The sequence below is a fragment of the Luteimonas vadosa genome (assembly GCF_039543545.1).
Taxonomy (GTDB): domain Bacteria; phylum Pseudomonadota; class Gammaproteobacteria; order Xanthomonadales; family Xanthomonadaceae; genus Luteimonas; species Luteimonas vadosa.
Genome location: NZ_BAABJY010000002.1, coordinates 1,033,540 through 1,049,811 on the forward strand (window position 1 = coordinate 1,033,540; position 16,272 = coordinate 1,049,811).

General features: G+C 69.7%; 17 protein-coding genes. 7 read left to right on the forward strand and 10 right to left on the reverse strand.

Annotated features, from left to right (window positions below; all coding sequences use genetic code 11):
• Positions 1 to 6: 6 nt before the first annotated feature.
• Positions 7 to 567 (reverse strand): NUDIX hydrolase, encoded by a 561-nt coding sequence (locus tag ABD970_RS10600; RefSeq protein WP_345295434.1) that lies wholly within the window; start codon positions 565 to 567, stop codon positions 7 to 9.
• Between the two features lie 184 nt (positions 568 to 751).
• Here ABD970_RS10600 and ABD970_RS10605 point away from each other — a divergent pair, with 184 nt between their 5' ends.
• The 7 genes from ABD970_RS10605 to ABD970_RS10635 all read left to right on the forward strand — a co-directional run bounded on the left by ABD970_RS10605 (position 752) and on the right by ABD970_RS10635 (position 8,484).
• Positions 752 to 2,233: an amino acid permease gene (locus ABD970_RS10605; RefSeq protein WP_345295435.1), complete on the forward strand. Its 1,482-nt coding sequence runs from the start codon at positions 752 to 754 to the stop codon at positions 2,231 to 2,233.
• 63 nt (positions 2,234 to 2,296) lie between these two features.
• The gene (locus tag ABD970_RS10610) at positions 2,297 to 3,610 is read left to right on the forward strand and encodes an amino acid permease (protein ID WP_345295436.1); all 1,314 of its coding nucleotides are present in this window, start codon (positions 2,297 to 2,299) and stop codon (positions 3,608 to 3,610) included.
• A gap of 10 nt (positions 3,611 to 3,620) precedes the next feature.
• Positions 3,621 to 4,265, forward strand: coding sequence for a methylthioribulose 1-phosphate dehydratase (locus ABD970_RS10615; protein ID WP_345295437.1), 645 nt, complete (start codon positions 3,621 to 3,623; stop codon positions 4,263 to 4,265).
• A 135-nt stretch (positions 4,266 to 4,400) separates the two neighbouring features.
• Positions 4,401 to 4,949, forward strand: coding sequence for a 1,2-dihydroxy-3-keto-5-methylthiopentene dioxygenase (locus tag ABD970_RS10620; protein WP_345295438.1), 549 nt, complete (start codon positions 4,401 to 4,403; stop codon positions 4,947 to 4,949).
• A complete protein-coding gene (gene mtnC / locus ABD970_RS10625) occupies positions 4,946 to 5,641 on the forward strand; it encodes an acireductone synthase (RefSeq protein ID WP_345295439.1) in 696 nt (231 codons plus the stop codon). The genes ABD970_RS10620 and mtnC overlap by 4 nt, the downstream gene beginning before the upstream one ends.
• 40 nt (positions 5,642 to 5,681) lie before the next feature.
• Positions 5,682 to 6,554: a C13 family peptidase gene (locus ABD970_RS10630; protein ID WP_345295440.1), complete on the forward strand. Its 873-nt coding sequence runs from the start codon at positions 5,682 to 5,684 to the stop codon at positions 6,552 to 6,554.
• Positions 6,555 to 6,675: 121 nt separating this feature from the next.
• Complete coding sequence (locus ABD970_RS10635; RefSeq protein WP_345295441.1) at positions 6,676 to 8,484, forward strand: sensor domain-containing diguanylate cyclase; 1,809 nt, start codon at positions 6,676 to 6,678, stop codon at positions 8,482 to 8,484.
• Positions 8,485 to 8,654: 170 nt separating this feature from the next.
• Here ABD970_RS10635 and hisIE read toward each other — a convergent pair whose 3' ends face one another.
• The 9 genes from hisIE to ABD970_RS10680 are packed head-to-tail and all read right to left on the reverse strand — an operon-like array spanning position 8,655 to position 16,196.
• Positions 8,655 to 9,365 (reverse strand): bifunctional phosphoribosyl-AMP cyclohydrolase/phosphoribosyl-ATP diphosphatase HisIE, encoded by a 711-nt coding sequence (gene hisIE / locus ABD970_RS10640; protein ID WP_345295442.1) that lies wholly within the window; start codon positions 9,363 to 9,365, stop codon positions 8,655 to 8,657.
• On the reverse strand, positions 9,362 to 10,132 hold the full coding sequence (gene hisF, locus ABD970_RS10645; RefSeq protein WP_345295443.1) for an imidazole glycerol phosphate synthase subunit HisF: 771 nt from the start codon (positions 10,130 to 10,132) through the stop codon (positions 9,362 to 9,364). The genes hisIE and hisF overlap by 4 nt, the downstream gene beginning before the upstream one ends.
• Before the next feature lie 10 nt (positions 10,133 to 10,142).
• Complete coding sequence (gene hisA / locus ABD970_RS10650) at positions 10,143 to 10,877, reverse strand: 1-(5-phosphoribosyl)-5-[(5-phosphoribosylamino)methylideneamino]imidazole-4-carboxamide isomerase (RefSeq protein WP_345295444.1); 735 nt, start codon at positions 10,875 to 10,877, stop codon at positions 10,143 to 10,145.
• A complete protein-coding gene (gene hisH / locus ABD970_RS10655) occupies positions 10,874 to 11,473 on the reverse strand; it encodes an imidazole glycerol phosphate synthase subunit HisH (RefSeq protein WP_345295445.1) in 600 nt (199 codons plus the stop codon). The genes hisA and hisH overlap by 4 nt, the downstream gene beginning before the upstream one ends.
• Positions 11,470 to 12,543, reverse strand: coding sequence for a bifunctional histidinol-phosphatase/imidazoleglycerol-phosphate dehydratase HisB (gene hisB / locus ABD970_RS10660; RefSeq protein ID WP_345295446.1), 1,074 nt, complete (start codon positions 12,541 to 12,543; stop codon positions 11,470 to 11,472). The genes hisH and hisB overlap by 4 nt, the downstream gene beginning before the upstream one ends.
• Positions 12,540 to 13,622 carry a histidinol-phosphate transaminase gene (gene hisC, locus ABD970_RS10665; protein WP_345295447.1) on the reverse strand — a complete coding sequence of 361 codons (1,083 nt, stop codon included), beginning with the start codon at positions 13,620 to 13,622 and terminating at the stop codon, positions 12,540 to 12,542. Before hisC ends, hisB begins: the two co-directional genes overlap by 4 nt.
• Positions 13,619 to 14,932, reverse strand: coding sequence for a histidinol dehydrogenase (gene hisD / locus ABD970_RS10670; RefSeq protein ID WP_345295717.1), 1,314 nt, complete (start codon positions 14,930 to 14,932; stop codon positions 13,619 to 13,621). The genes hisC and hisD overlap by 4 nt, the downstream gene beginning before the upstream one ends.
• 11 nt (positions 14,933 to 14,943) lie before the next feature.
• Positions 14,944 to 15,858: an ATP phosphoribosyltransferase gene (gene hisG / locus ABD970_RS10675; protein ID WP_345295448.1), complete on the reverse strand. Its 915-nt coding sequence runs from the start codon at positions 15,856 to 15,858 to the stop codon at positions 14,944 to 14,946.
• Between the two features lie 11 nt (positions 15,859 to 15,869).
• Positions 15,870 to 16,196: a YerC/YecD family TrpR-related protein gene (locus ABD970_RS10680; RefSeq protein ID WP_345295449.1), complete on the reverse strand. Its 327-nt coding sequence runs from the start codon at positions 16,194 to 16,196 to the stop codon at positions 15,870 to 15,872.
• Between the last annotated feature and the right edge of the window lie 76 nt (positions 16,197 to 16,272).

The following is a 16,272-nucleotide window of genomic DNA, read 5'->3' on the forward strand; positions in this document are numbered from 1 at the left end:
GCGAACCTAGTCCCGGACCGCCAGCCACTTCCCGGCCATGCGCCGCACCGACGGGTCGGCGCTGGCATCCGCCGCGACGTCCGCGATCCCGCGCCACGCCAGCGCATGCGACTCCTCGCCGACCACGAAGTCCTCGTCCTCCGCGGCGCGCACCACGTAACGCACGTCGTAGTGCCAGTGGGCGGGGACGCCGGCGTACTCCGGGATCCGGTGGCGATCCAGGTCGAAGATGCTGGGCAGGACCTGCAGGCCCGCCAATCCCGTTTCCTCCCCGGCCTCGCGCAACGCGGCGCGCGCGAGGTCCCGGTCGCCGTCCGCGTGTCCGCCCGGTTGCAGCCAGAGGCCGAGCTTGCGGTGGTGCGTGAGCAGGGTCCGCGTCCCGCCGCGATCGACCAGCCAGGCAGAGGCGGTGAAGTGGCCCTCGAGCCGATCGCGCCGGAAGGGGTCGGCCGCCATCGCCGCGCCGCCGGTGCGCAGCAAGGCGAGGAACAGCGACGCCGTTCGTGACTCCGCGGGCCACCGCGACCGGTAGTCCTGGACCTGCGTGGCGAGTGGCGTCACTCCCATGTCCTCCATGCTGCAGCACAACATCCGCCGGCGGGCCGACAGGGTAACGGATGCGCGCGTTCACAACGCTTGTGCCGGCCTGCCCGCTTTGGCATGGTGTCGGCTGCCGTGGCGGCCGCTCCGGCACCATCCGTCATCCAAGCCGCGGCCACGGGCCAGGCGACACACGCTAGGGGAATCGCGAATGTCCAAGGGCCTATTCATCATCAAGCCGGTCGAGCCGCAGCCGCACGTCGACGCGGGCGAACCGGTCGAGGGATCGATCGAGGGCGAAGCCGGCCTGCGTCGCGTCCTCACCGCCCGACACCTCGTCCTGCTCGGCATCGGCGCGATCATCGGCGCCGGCATCTTCGTGATCTCGGGAACCGCGGCCGCCAACCACGCCGGCCCGGCGATCATGATCAGCTTCGTGCTGGCGGGCCTTGCCTGCGCCTTCGCCGGCCTGTGCTATGCGGAATTCGCGGCGATGATCCCGGTGTCCGGCAGCGCCTACAGCTACACCTACGCCACCCTCGGCGAAGCGGTGGCCTGGTTCGTCGGCTGGAGCCTGGTGCTCGAATACCTGTTCGCCGCCTCCGCGGTCGCGGTCGGCTGGTCCGGTTACGCCAGCGGATTGCTCGGCACCTTCGGCATCCAGTTGCCCGAGGCGCTGGCGGCCGCGCCCCTGGCCTATTCCGATGGCCAGATCGTGCGCACGGGCGGATTGATCAACCTGCCTGCGGTACTCATCGCGATGGCGGTGGCCTGGCTGTGCTACGTCGGCATCCGCCAGTCCGCGACGGCCAACGCGATCATCGTCGCGGTGAAGGTCATCGTGATCCTGATGTTCATCGGCTTCGGCCTGCAGCACGTCGACCCGGCCAACTGGCAGCCGCTGATCCCGCCCAACGAGGGCGGCGACCGCTTCGGCGTGATGGGCGTGCTGCGCGGCGCGTCGATCGTGTTCTTCGCCTACATCGGCTTCGACGCGGTCTCCACCGCGGCGCAGGAAGCCAAGAACCCGCAACGCGACATGCCGATCGGCATCATCGGCTCGCTGGTGGTCTGCACCATCCTGTACATCATCGTCTCGGCGGTGATGACCGGCATGATCCCGTACGCCCAGCTCAACACCGCCGAACCGGTCGCCACCGCGCTCGGCCCGTACCCCGACCTGCTGTGGCTCAAGACCATCGTGCAGATCGGCGCGGTCGCCGGCCTGTCCTCGGTGATCCTGGTGCTGATGATGGGCCTGCCGCGGATCCTGTACGCGATGGCGCGCGACGGCCTGCTGTTCAAGTCGCTGGGCGACGTGCACTCGAAGTTCCGCACGCCGCACAAGGCGACCATCGTCGTCGGCGTCCTGGCCAGCATCATCGCGGCGCTGTTTCCGCTGGGCATCCTCGGCGACCTGGTCTCGATGGGCACCCTGCTCGCCTTCGCCACCGTCTGCATCGGCGTGCTGGTGCTGCGCTATACGCGACCGGACCTGGTGCGCCCGTTCAAGGTGCCGTTCGCTCCCGTGATCTGCACGCTTGGCGCGCTGTCGTGCCTGTCGCTGGTGGTGTTCACCGTGGTCCAGAACCCCACCAACCTGGCGCTGATCATCGGCTGGACGCTGTTCGGATTCACGATCTACTTCCTGTACGGCTACCGCCACAGCAAGTTGCGCAAGCAGCAGGGCTGAGACTTCGACGGCCTGCCACAGCAGGCCGTCTCTCCATCCAATCCACGCAACCCAGGCTTCCCGATGACGGCAGAACGCGCGCGCAAGATCGGCCCGGTCCTGGCCACCTTCGTGGTCGCCAACAACATGATCGGCTCGGGGTTCTTCCTGTTGCCGGCGACGCTTGCCAAGTCCGGCGGCGTGACCGCGCTGGCGTGGCTGCTGGGCACGGTGCTGGCGATCGCACTGGGCGGCGCGTTCGCGCGGCTCGCCCGCCAGTATCCCAATCTCACCTCGCCCGACGACTACGTGCGGCCGGCGCTGGGGCGCGACATGGGGTTCCTGGCCACGACGCTCTACTGGATCTCGTCGTGGATGGGCAACAACGCGATCGCGGTGGCGGCCTTCGGCTACATCGCCATCCTGCTCCCCTTCGGCGACGGCACCGGCGTGCGCCTGGTCGGCCAGATCGTGCTGATCTGGCTGATGTTCGGTCTCAACCTGATGGGCCCGCGACCGATTGCGCGCTTCCAGTCGTTCTGCGTCGTGCTTGGCCTGCTGCCGGTGGCGGTGGTGCTGACCTTCGGCTGGGCCAGCTTCGACACTGACACCTACCGCGCGGCGTGGAACGTCACCGATCGCTCCGATGCCGCCGTGGTGTTCAGCTCGCTGGCGCCGATCTTCTGGGCATTCGTGGGCCTGGAGACCGGGGCCATGGTCGCAGGCGTGGTCGACGACCCCGACCGCAACGTCCCGCGCGCCACGATCGGCGGCATCACCATCGCGGGCGTCGTGTACCTGGTGTCGTCGGTGCTGATGATGGGCATCGTGCCGATCGACGACCTTGCCGCGTCCGGGGCGCCGTTCGCCCTGGTGGCCGGCGAGATGTTCGGTGCATGGGCCATCCCGATCATCGCCGCGGCGGCCGGGTTGAAGGCCACCGGCACCCTGGGCGGCTGGATGCTGGTCAGCGGCGAGTCGGGCGCGCGCGCCGCGCATCGCGGCTTCCTTCCCGCCATCTTCGGCCGCATGCGCGCCAACGGATCCGCCGGGTGGGGCCTGTTCATCGTGGCGGCGTCGATGACGGCGATCGCGATCTTCACCCTCGCGCCCACGGTCTCCGGCCAGTTCGAAACCATCATCAACATGGTCGTGACCCTGGTGGTGATGGCCTACATCGCCGCCGGCCTGAGCCTCCTGCTCGGCAGCCCGGAACTGCCGTCCGGCCCGCAGGAAAAGTTGCTCGGCATGGGCGCCCTGGTCGCCTGCGGCCTGCTGGTCTTCTCGACGCCGGTGCCGACGCTGGTCGGCTCGCTGGTCGTCGCATTGCTGGTGTGGGCGGCTTACCGCGGGTTCGGCAGCAGGCGCGTGGACGGAGCCGCCGGCGAACCGCGCTAGACTCCTCCGCATGAGCGACGCCCCGCCCTTCGACACGCACCGGCTCTGCGAACTGGCCGGCGAAATCATCGTCAACGTGCGGGACCTGGCCGCACTGGGCTGGACCCCCGCGACGAGCAGCAACTTCTCGCGCCGGCTCGACGATCGCCATGCGGCGATCACCGTGTCGGGGCGCGACAAGGCCCACCTGCGGGAGGCCGACATCATGGTCGTCGACTTCGACGGCCGCGCCGTGGGAAGCGACCACACGCCTTCGGCCGAAACGCTGCTGCACACGCAGCTCTACCGCCGCTCGCCCGACGTCGGCTGCGTGCTGCATACCCATTCCCGCAACCAGACCGTCGCCTCGCGGCTGTTCGCGGGCGCGGGGCACCTGCGCCTGGAAGGCTACGAGCTGCTCAAGGCGTTCCATGGCAACACCACCCACGAAGCCGCGATCGACGTGCCGGTACTGGCCAACACCCAGCACATGCCGACGCTGGCGGCCCAGGTCGATGCGCTGCTCGACACCGGGCCGCTCTGGGGCTACCTGATCGATGGCCACGGCCTGTACGCCTGGGGCCGCGACATGGCCGAGGCGCGGCGGCACCTGGAGGCGTTCGAGTTCCTGATCGGCTGCGAGCTGGAGCTGCGCAAGCTGCATCGCGAACACTGATGGCCGGGTCGCAGGGCCGAGTCGCCGATGGACCATGCCCGGGCTCGAACATCGCCGCGGCCGGGAGCAACTCGAAATCCACCGTGGCCGGCTGCTAGGCTGGCACCCTGTCCGATCCCCGCCGGGTACCCCGCCATGAGCCGCCTCCGCATCTTCGCCGACGATGCCCCCGACCAGCCCCAGTTCGACAGCAGCGAATTCGACGCCATCGCCCGCGAGCTGCGCGCGATCGGCGTGACCTTCGAACGCTGGCAGGCGAACCAGCCCGTCGTCGCCGGTGCCGCGCCCGAGGACGTCATCGCCGCGTACAAGGAAGACATCGACCGCATCAGCGCCGAGCGCGGTTTCACCACCGTCGACGTGGTCAGCATCGCGCCGGACCATCCCCAGCGCGAGGAAATGCGCGGCAAGTTCCTGGACGAGCATTTCCACGAGGAGGACGAGGTGCGGTTCTTCGTCGCCGGCTCGGGCCTGTTCACCCTACACGTGGACGACAAGGTCTACGAAGTCGAGTGCGTCAAGGACGACCTGATCGCGGTGCCCGACGGGACCACCCACTGGTTCGACATGGGGCCCGAACCGGATTTCATTGCCATCCGCTTCTTCCAGAAACCCGATGGCTGGGTCGGCCACTTCACCGGCACCGACATCGCACGCCGGTTCCCCCGGTACGAGAAGCGATGAAACCCCTCGTCCTCACCGACATCGAAGGCACGACCAGCAGCATTTCCTTCGTCAAGGACGTCCTGTTCCCCTACGCCCGCCGCGAACTGCCTCGCTTCGTGCGCGACCATGGCGACGAACCGGAGGTCAGGCGCTGGCTGGATGCGGTCGCCGCCGAACAGGGTGGCATCTGCAAGGACGAAGTCATCGTCGAAGTCCTGCAGGGTTGGATCGACGAGGACCGCAAGCACACGGCGCTCAAGGCGCTGCAGGGCATGATGTGGAAGTCCGGTTACCGCGAGGCTGACTTCACCGCGCACATCTACGCGGATGCCGCCGATGCGCTCCGGCGCTGGCACCGGGACGGGCATCGGCTGGCGGTGTATTCATCCGGGTCGGTCGCCGCGCAAAAGCTGTTCTTCGGGAATTCCGACGCCGGCGACCTCCTGCCGCTGTTCAAGGCCTTTTTCGACACGGAGATCGGAGGCAAACGCGAGCCGGGAAGCTATGCGCGCATCGCCGAGGCGCTGTCCAGCGACCCGGCCGGCATCCTGTTCCTGTCCGATGTGGTCGCCGAGCTCGATGCGGCGCGGGCGGCGGGCATGCGCACGGTCCTGGTGGACCGCCGGGCCGACTATCCGGAGCCGCGCACCGGCGACGCCTGCAACGGGCATCGGCGCGTGGAGTCCTTCGAGGCGCTGTCACCGGCATGACCGCGCGCGCCTGGCGACCGCCGCGCGAACGAAGGGCGGCGTGACCCGGCTGCCCGCCCTGCTCCTGCTGCTGCTGCTGGTGGCGCCCCTGGCGTCATGCGGTGCGCGCGATAGAAGCGAGACGCGGCCCCAGCGCGACGCCCGATTGATCGGCGAGATCTTCGAGGCGATGCCGCCGCAGCGATCCGGCCATCCCGATCTCTACGTCGTGGGCTTCGCCGGCGACGGGCACGAAGACGTGTTCCGGAACGAAGTCGCGTACCTGGAGGCGCTCGCATCCCGGCGCATGGATGCCCGCGGTCGCGTGGTATCGCTGGTCAACCACGCCGACAGCCTTGGCGGGACGCCGAGGCCGTTGGCGACACTGCGCAACCTGCGGCACGTGCTGGCGCGCATCGGCGAGGAGATGGATCCGGCGGAAGACCTGCTGCTGTTGTTCCTCACCACCCACGGCACCGAGGACCACGAGCTGGTCCTCCAGCTGTTCCCGGTCGTCGATTCGGTCATCCGGCCCGGTGAACTGCGGGAGGCGCTCGACCAGTCGGGCATCCGCTGGCGCGTGGTCGTGGTGTCCGCCTGCTACTCCGGCGGATTCCTCCCGGCGCTGCGCACCCCCGACACCCTGGCGATCTCGGCCGCAGGCGTGGACCGGACGTCCTTTGGCTGCGGCAGCGATTCGGTGGTGACCGATTTCGGTCGCGCCTTCCTGGTGGAAGGCTTGAACCAGGACCTCGATTTCGCCGCCGCGTTCGACCATGCCGCAACCCGCATCGAACGTTGGGAGCGCGAGGATTCCCTGGAAGCCTCGATGCCGCAGATCCACGTGGGAACCGGAATCGCGCGGATGTTGCCAGGATGGCGCGCGGCCGTGCCCGACAGCGACCCCGAGCCCTATCCGTACGCTCTCCCCTGAAGGGAGACGCCGGCAGAGAGCCTCGCCTACCCTGCAGTAAGATCGCGGGATGGGCGATTCGCTCGTTCGGGGGGGTGGGTGTTCGGGGATGGCATCGGCAGTCACGGGATTCGGTCCAACGATGGTGCTTGCGCGCATCCTGCTGGCTTGCATCCTCGCGCTCGTCGGGGCGACGGCCAAGGCGGCACCCGTGCTCGTCCTGGGCGATGACGGGACGGTGCCGCTGACGCCACGATTGAGCTATCGGCACGACAGCGAAGGCGTGGACCGCCCTGAGGATGCCTGGCGCCACGTGGACGCGGGCGATTTCGCGCCGCTGCCCGACGGCAGTGCGGCGTTCGGTTTCCAGCGCGGTGCGTTCTGGTTCCACGTCCCCATCGTCAACCGCAACCCGGACGAACAGCGCTGGCTGCTGGTGCAGCAATATGCGCTGAGCGACCACATCGACGTCTACGCCCGCTACCGCGACGGGCGCGTGGTCCACCAGGCCGGCGGGGACGCCCTGCCCTTCGCCGCGCGCAGCGTGCGCTACCGGCATCCGAACTTCATGCTCAACCTGCCGGTAGGCGAGCAGGTCGACGTGCTCGTGCGGGTGAAGAGCCAGAGTTCCATGCAGGTGCCGCTGGTGCTGTATACCCGTACCGCCTTCACCGAGCTCTCCCGCGACGCGCAATTCGCGATCGGCCTCTACTACGGGATCCTGCTGGCGCTGTTCTTCTACAACCTCGTGCTTTGGCTCACCCTGCGCGACGCCAGCTACTTCTGGTACCTGTTCCACATCACCGCCTTCGGCATGGTGCTGTTCTGCCTCAATGGCCTGGGCTTCGAGTACCTCTGGCCCACCAGTCCGTGGCTGGCCGACAAGTCCGTGCCGCTGTCCATCAGCCTGGCCCTGATCGGCATGCACCAGTTCTCGCGGGTCTTCCTGGAACTGCCCCAGCGCTGGCCGCCAGGCAACCGGGTCAGCCTGGCCGCGATCCTGGTGTTCGCGGCCTTCGCGGTCGCCGCGACCCTGATGCCCTACCGCACGATCACGCCCATCGTGTCGCTCGCGGTCCTGCTGAGCATCATCTGGATCAGCATCGTCGCCGTCGTGGTCCTGCGCCGCGGCTACACGCCGGCACGGCTGTTCCTGCTGTCTTGGGCGATGTTCCTGGCCGGGACGGGCGCGTTCACGCTGGTCGCCTTCGGCGTTCTTCCCAAGACCTTCCTGACCGAATACAGCGTGCAGATCGGCTCGGCGCTCGAGGTGCTGCTGCTGTCGATCGCCCTGAGCCACCGTTACGCGGCGCTTCGCAACGAGAACGAGCGCATCGTCGGCGAGGCCAACCGCCGGCTCGAGCGCAAGGTCGCGCAGCGCACGCAGGAAGTGCGCAGCACGCTGACCCAGCTCGAGGACGCGCACCGGCAGCTGAGCGAGTCCAGCCGGCGGGACGGCCTGACCGGCCTTTACAACCGCACGCATTTCCACGACGCATTCGAGACGATGCTGGAAGACGCTTCCCGGGAGGGTTCGCCGGTCTCGGTGCTGATGATCGACCTGGACCACTTCAAGTCGATCAACGACGAGCACGGCCACCTCGTCGGCGACGACTGCCTGCGGGCGGCCGCGCACAGGTTGGGCAGTGGCCTGCGCGCGCACGATGCGCTCCTGGCGCGCTTCGGGGGCGAGGAATTCGTGGTCGCCCTGCCGGGACGCAACCTGCAGCAAGCCGTATCGATCGCGGAAACGCTGCGCCGCTCGCTCGTCGCGGAGCCATGCGTTTCCCACGGTCGCACCGTCCGCATTTCCGCGAGCATCGGCGTGCATACCGTCCATCCCGACGGCGGGCGCGATGCGGACTCGGCGCTGCAGGTCGCCGACCAAGCCTTGTACCAGGCCAAGGACAACGGCAGGGACTGCGTCCGCACGGCGCTCACGGCGGCCTGACCACTCAGGCAGCTGCACGCCCCCGGCAGGGCGTCGCGTACAGGGGTCCTGCCCTGTTAGGACCTTCGATGCTTCGCGATTCCGAGGGCCCCGTCTCGCCAGTCCACGGATTGCCCGACGGCGCCGCAAGGAGCGCGCCGAGGCCGGTGGTGGCGACCCGGTGGCACTCGCTACTTCCCCGTTCCAGTGCCAGGCGGATCGATGCGGTGGGGCATGGGCGACGAGGCCCGATCCGGGCCTGCGTGGCGCTCGCGCAGCACCGCCTCCAGGGCGGCAAGGTCCATGCCGCGCGCGTGCAGCAACACCAGCAGGTGGTACGCGAGATCGGCGGCCTCGCCGAGCACGGATGCATCGTCCGCGGCCACGGCCGCGATCGCGGTTTCCACGGCCTCTTCGCCGACCTTTTGCGCGATCCTCGCAATCCCGGCTTCGGCCAGCTGCGTCGTGTAGCTTCCCACGGGGCGCTGGCGCCACCGCTGGCCGATGGTGCGGTCGAGTTCGGCCAAGCCACCGCCCGCGGCGTGTTCGAAACAACTGGTGCGGCCAAGATGGCAGGTCGGTCCGCGCGGGCGGACACGCACCAGCAACGCGTCGGCGTCGCAGTCAGGCTCGATGGTCGCCAGCTCCAGCGTGTTGCCGCTCTGTTCGCCCTTTCGCCACAGGCGCGCACGGCTTCGGCTGTGGAAATGCACCTGGCCGCTGTCCAGGGTGGCCTGCAAGGCCCCGCGGTCCATGTACCCCAGCATCAGCACGCGATGCGTGCAGGCGTCCTGCACGATGGCCGGCAACAGGCCGCCGCCCTTGTCCCAGTCCAGCGCTTCGACGCGCAGGTGCCGGGACCCGACTCCATCCGCCGCACCTGATTCGCCTTGCCTGCTCATGGACGCACCTCCAGTCCCGCCGTCGCCAAGGCCTGCTTGAGTTCCGGGATGGCGACCTGCCCGGAGTGGAAGACGCTCGCCGCCAGCGCCGCGTCGACGTCGGCCTGGCGGAACACGTCGACGAAATGTTCCATGCGGCCGGCGCCGCCGGAAGCCACCAGCGGCACCGCACAGGCCCCGCGCGCGGCGCGAAGCTGCGCGATGTCGAATCCTTCTCGGGTGCCGTCGCTGGCCATGCAGTTGAGGACGATTTCACCCGCGCCCAGGGCCTGGGCTTCCGCGATCCAGTCCAGCGTGCGCTTGCCGGGCGCCCGCATCGCGCCCGCGTCCCCGGTGTGGGTACGCACGCGCCATTCGCCGTCCGGGTCCTGCAGGGAGTCGATGCCGACGACCACGCACTGCACGCCGAAGGCATCGGCCAGCTCCGAGATCAGCTCCGGGCGCTCCAGCGCCGGGGTGTTGACCGAGATCTTGTCCGCACCGGCATGCAGGATCCGCCGGGCCTCGCCAACGCTGCGGATGCCGCCGGCCACGCAGAACGGGATGTCGAGCAGGCGCGCGAGCCGCTCCACCCAAGCACGATCGACGCCCCGCGCTTGCGGACTGGCCGTGATGTCGTAGAAGACCAGTTCATCGGCCCCCACGTCGCGGTAACGCTGCGCCAGCGCGACGATGTCGCCCATGTCCACGTGGTCGCAAAAACGCACGCCCTTGACCACGCGTCCGTCGCGCACGTCCAGGCACGGGATGATGCGCCGGCTCAGCATGGGCGCCGCCTCATGCCCGTAGCGCCTGCGGCAATGCCAGGCGTCCGTCGAGCAGCGCCTTGCCAAGCACGATCCCCGCGCAACCGTTGGCCTTCGCGGCACGGATGTCGTCCGCATCGCGCACGCCGCCACTGGCCTGCACGCACAGGTTCGGCGCCCAGCCTTCGACCAGGGCGTAGAGGTCGAGGTTCGGTCCGGCCAGCATGCCGTCGCGCGCGATGTCCGTGCACAGCAGGTGTCTCAAGCCGGCACGGGCGAAGTACCGCACCAGGTCGGCCAGCGTGATGCTGGCCGATCGCGTCCAGCCATGCGCCGCCGGCCACCAGCGGCCATCCGCGGCGCAACGCGCATCGAGCGCCACCGCGATGCGCTCCGGTCCATGCCGCGTGATCCAGTTGGCGACCTCACCCCGCGCGTCCACGGCCATGGACCCGACGACCACCCGGTCCGCGCCTGCATCAAGCAGTCGCCGCAGGTCGGCGTGGGCGCGTATCCCACCGCCGGTCTGCACCTGAAGCGAAGTCTCCCGCTTGATCCGGTCGAGCAGCGGAAGCAGCGTGTAGCCGCCTCGGCGGGCCGCATCGAGGTCCACCAGGTGCAGCCATTCCGCGCCGGCCGCCGCGTAGCGGCTCGCCAGTTCGAAGGGGTCCTCCGCGTAGCGGGTTTCGCGCGCGTAGTCGCCCTGCGCAAGCCTCACGACCCGTCCCTCGCGGACGTCGATGGCGGGATAGACCACGAAGCTCACGCGGGCACGCCCACGAAGTTGCGCAGGATGCGGGCGCCGCAGGTTGCCGAGCGCTCGGGATGGAACTGCGCGCCGGCCACGTTGGCCCGCCGCACGACCGCGGAGAACACATCGCCGTGCCTGCAGCCGGCGATGGCATGGGCGTCCGGTAGCACGGCGTAGCCATGCACGAAATACGCGAAGGCACCGTCCTCGATGCCGGCGAGCAACGGATCCTCCCGCAGCGGCCGAAGTCGGTTCCAGCCCATGTGCGGCACGCGGACGCCCGGCCCCGGCAGCATCCGGCGGACGACGCCCGGCAGCAATCCAAGGCACGCGGTGTCGCCCTCCTCCGAATGCTCGAAGAGCAACTGCATCCCCAGGCAGATGCCCAGCAGCGGGATTTCGCTATCGCGCAACGCGATGTCGAATCCACCCTTACGCAAGGCTCGCATGGCCGGCCTGGCCGCCCCGACGCCCGGCAGCACGATGCGCACGGCACCGGCCAGCGCGTCGGCATCGCGCACGATGCGCGGCACGGCGCCCAGTCGCTCGAGTGCGTAGCACACCGAACCCAGGTTGGCGCCGCCGGCATCGATCACCGCCACGTCCATCACAACGCACCCTTCGTCGTCGGCAGCTCGCGGCCTTCGCGAACCACGGCTTGACGGAGCGCCCTGGCAAAGGCCTTGAAGCAGGCCTCGACCTGGTGGTGGTCGTTGTCGCCCCGGACGGTCAGGTGGAGGTTCAGTCCCGCGGCATCGCAGACCGAGCGGAAGAAATGCGGGACCAGCTCGGTCGGCAGGTCGCCCACGCGCTCGCGCCGGAACGTCCCGTCGAAAACGAAGTACGGCCGCCCCCCCAGGTCCAGCGCGGCGCTGGCCAGCGTTTCGTCCATCGGCAGCGTGAAGCCGTAGCGCCCGATCCCGCGCTTGTCGCCCAACGCTTCGCGCAGGGCCTGTCCGAAGGCCAGCCCCGTGTCCTCGACCGTGTGGTGCTCGTCGATGTGCAGGTCGCCGTCGCAGGCGACCTCGAGCGCGACGCCACCATGCTTGCCGATCTGCTCGAGCATGTGGTCGAAGAAGGGCAGTCCCGTCCGCACCGACGGCTCGGCGCGGCGGTCCAGATCCAGCGACACCCTGACCCGCGTCTCCTGGGTATCGCGTTGCACGGTAGCCTGCCTGGGGGCGTCGACCAGCGCATGGGCGATCGCCGCCCAGTCCCACTGCCCGCCGAACTCGCGGGTGCGCAACTGGAAGCCGCGGATCCCGAGGTTTTCCGCGAAGCGGATGTCGGTGTCGCGGTCGCCGACCATGGCCGAGCGCGCCCAGTCGATGCCACGCTCCTTCAGCAGCGGCAACACCAGGCCCAGGCCCGGCTTGCGGGTCGGCGCGTTCTCCGCCGGCAGGCTGCGGTCGATGAGGATCTGGCGGAACTCGATGCCCTGGCTCGCGAATACCTGCAGCATCAGCGCATGCGGGCCTTCGAAATCCGCCTGCGGGAATGCGTCGGTCCCGAGTCCGTCCTGGTTGGTGACCATGACGAACTGGTACCCCGCGTCGCGCAGCCGGAGCAAGGCCGGGATGACGCCGGCGCAGAAGCGCAGCTTCGCGAAGGCATCGACCTGGAAGCCCGGTGGTTCCTCGATCAGGGTGCCATCGCGATCGACGAACAGGATCGGGGTCATGCCGCGACCTGCAGGGGCGCCAGGGCCGACAGGACGCGCGCATTCTCCCGGGGCGTCCCGATCGTGATGCGCAAGGCATCGCCCAGGCCTGGTGCCGAGCGCTGGTCGCGCACGACGACGCCGGCATCGAGCAAGGCCGAGCAGGCGGCCCCCGCATCGACGAAGCGCACCAGCAGGAAGTTGCCCTGCGACGGGTACACCGTGCGAACGATGTCGAGTTCGGACAGCGCCGTGCGCACCTTTGCACGCTCGATGCGCGTGGATACCACCCGGCGCATCGTGGCCTCGACAGCGTCCGGCGACAGCGCCGACAACGCGAGCGCGGCGCAGGGTTCGGGCACGGGGTACGGCGCCTGGCAGGCGCGCAGGACGGCAATCAGCGCCTTGTCCGCGACCAGGCATCCGATCCTGGCTGCCGCCAGCGCATGGGCCTTGGAAAGCGTCCGCAGGACCGCGATATTGCGATGTTTCCGCACCAGCGCTACCGCCGAAGGCAGCTCGCTGTACTCGCCGTAGGCCTCGTCGACCACGACCAACGCGCGGCCGGTAAGCCGAGCGGCCAGGCGGGCGATGTCCGCCAGCGCGACGCTGCCGCCGGTCGGGTTGGACGGGGAGCAGAGGAACACGAGTTTCGCGTGCCCGGCCTCGGCGTGGCTTGCGATCGCATCGATGTCGGCGCCGAAACCTTCGCTTCCTTCGCGCAAGGGCACCTCCACCAGTGGCGCGCCCTGCAGGCGCGCGCTGACCGCGTACATGCCGAACACCGGTGGCGTGACCAGGACGGCGTCGCGACCCGGGACGCAAAGCGCGCGGACCAGCAGGTCGATGGCCTCGTCGCTGCCGCGACCGATCAACACTTCAGCGGGTTCGCAGCCGTAAAGGCGAGCCAGCGCATCGCGCAGCCGTTCGGGCTGGGGGTCGGGATAACGCCGGCACGTGCCTGCGCTGTCCGCCGCATTGGGCGAGGCGGATTCATTGGCGTTGAGCCACACGTCGCCATGCAACGCCTCTCCGCGCGCGGAACGATACCCGGTGAACCCCTGCAGGTCCGCCCGCACGAGGGCGGCCGGACCGCTCATGCCGCCACCTCCGTCGATTGCAGGCAGGCCAGGCGCAGGTCCACCGCATTCGCATGCGCCTCCAGCCCTTCGGCACGCGCCAGCACCACGGCCGACGGCCCGATGCCGGCAATGCCCTCCGCCGTCGCGGATTGCACGCTGATGAAGTTCTGGAAGCTGGCCACGCCCAGCCCGCTGCAGGCACGCGCGGCGCCGTTGGTGGGCAGCACGTGGTTGGTGCCGCTGCAGTAGTCGCCCAGGGCTTCGGGCGTGTAGTCGCCCAGGAACACCGATCCAGCCGCCTCGACCCGGCCCAGCCAGCGGCGCGGCTCGCGCAGCGCGAGGATCAGGTGCTCCGGGGCATAGGCATTGCTGATCGCGAATGCCGTCTCCAGCGTCTCCACCAGGATCAACCGCGAACCGGCCAGGGCCGCCCTCGCGGTGTCCGCGCGTGGCAGTGCGTCGAGCTGCTGTGCGAGCGCCGATTCGACCCGCGACAGGAGTTCGCCGCTGTCGGATAGCAGCACCACCTGCGAATCCGGCCCGTGCTCGGCCTGGGACAGCAGGTCCGCGGCCACGAACGCCGCGTTGGCACCCGCATCGGCGACGACCAGCACTTCCGAGGGACCGGCGGGCATGTCGATCGCCACCGTCCCGGATTGCGCCACCTGCTGCTTGGCTTCGGTCACGTAGCGGTTGCCGGGCCCGAACAGTTTGTCGCAGCGCGGCACGCTCTCGGTGCCGAAGGCCATCGCCGCGATGGCCTGCGCGCCGCCGAGCTTGAAGATGCGGGAGACGCCGGTCATCCGCGCGGCCAGCAGCACGGCGGGGTCGGCGCTGCCGTCCTTGCGCGGCGGCGTGCAGAGCACGGTATCGGCGCAGCCGGCCAGGCGCGCCGGCACGCCGAGCATGAGTGCCGTCGACGGCAGGGGCGCGGTGCCCGCGGGGACATACAGCCCGACGCGCGGGATCGGTCGCGCCACGCGCTCGCAGAGCACCCCGGGGGCGGTCTGGACGGCGTAGTCGGCGGCCATGCCGGCGCGATGGAAGGCCTCGATCCGGGACATCGCCTCGGCCATGGCCTGGCGGACCGCGGCGGGGACGGCCGCGTGCGCGGCGTCGAGTTCCTCGGCATCCACCCGCCAGCTGCCGGTGTCGATGCCGTCGAAACGACGCTGGAACTCGGCGAGCGCCGCGTCGCCCCCTGCCCGCACGCGCGCCAGGATGCCTGCGACCGTCGACGCGGTCTCGGCGGAACGGGCCCGGGTCGGCCGGCGCAGGGCGCGCGAACGGGCTTCGGCGTCCAGCAGCGACCAGTCCAGGCGCTGCACCAATGCGGCGTTCACGACAACGTCCTTTCGACGGGCAGCACCAGCAACGCCGACGCGCCGGCCAGCTTCAGGTCCTCCAGGCGCTGCCAGGTCATGCTGCCGTGGCACAACGCCTGCAGGGCCAGGGTGTCCGCGCCATCGACCTGCATCACCGTCGGCGGCTCGGCATCGGGCAGCAGCTTCAGCAACCGCGGCAGGGCCTCGCGTCGCGCCTGGAACAGCAGCAGCCGGCTGTCCTTGAGCTTGAGCACGCCCTCCAGGCGCCTCAGCAACAAGGCCGCCAGCTCTGCCCTGGCATCCCCGAACGGCAGCACGGGCCCGGCCAGCACCGCTTCGGTTTGCAACAGCGTCTCCACGGGCTTGAGCTGGTTCGCGACGAGGGTGGCGCCGCTGGAGACGAGGTCGCAGACCGCATCCGCCTGACCCAGGCGCGGCGCGATCTCCACCGATCCGGTCAGGGTGGCCACCGTCGCGTCGACGCCCGCCTCGCCGAGCCATTGCTGCAACAGGCCCGGATAGCTCGTGGCGATCCGTTTGCCTTGCAGGTCGCCCGGTCCGGTCCACTCCCAGCGTTCGGGCACCGCGATCGCGAGCCGGCAAGCGCCGAACCCCAGCGCACGCACCTCGCGAGACGCCACGTGGGAACCTTCGCGCGCGCGCTCGGCGGCGTGCTCTGCCAGCACGTTGCGTCCGACGATGCCGTAATCACAGACGCCGTCCGCCAGCAGCCCCGGGATGTCGTCGTCGCGGACGAGCAGCAGGTCCACGGGCAGCGACTCGCCATAGCAGAACAGCTTGTCGCGACTTTCGCGCCACGACAGTCCGCAGGCGGCGAGCAAGGCACGTGCAGGCTCGCTCAGGCGGCCTGACTTCTGGATGGCGATGCGCAGTCGATCGCGCGCGCCGACGGCGGCGGGGGGAGGCATGGCGGGGGTCCTCAGTGCGACGCCGAAGCGCGTGGATGCCGGCGTTTCAGCGCAGCCGCGTAGCCGCCGGCGCCCTGGTCCAGGGTGCGGGCGACGCGGCCGATCGTGGTCACGCTGACCAGGGTGCGATCGTGTATTTCCCGGTAGGGAACGCCCTCGAGGATCAGGGGCACCACCCGCCAGCGGTCGGCCATTGCTTCCAGCTCGGCCGGCGTGCACAGGTCTTCGAGGAATGCCGCCACTTCGGCGGGCGTGCGCAAGGCGGCGAAGGCCGCCGCCAATGCCTTCCTCGAGGCATCCGCGTCGTTGGCGGGCAAGGGTTCGACACGTTGCTTCATGGCATTCGGCGGACTCGAGACAGGCTTGCGGGCAGGCGGGCTGCCAATGGATTAATGTAATAGCGCGTTAGCACAT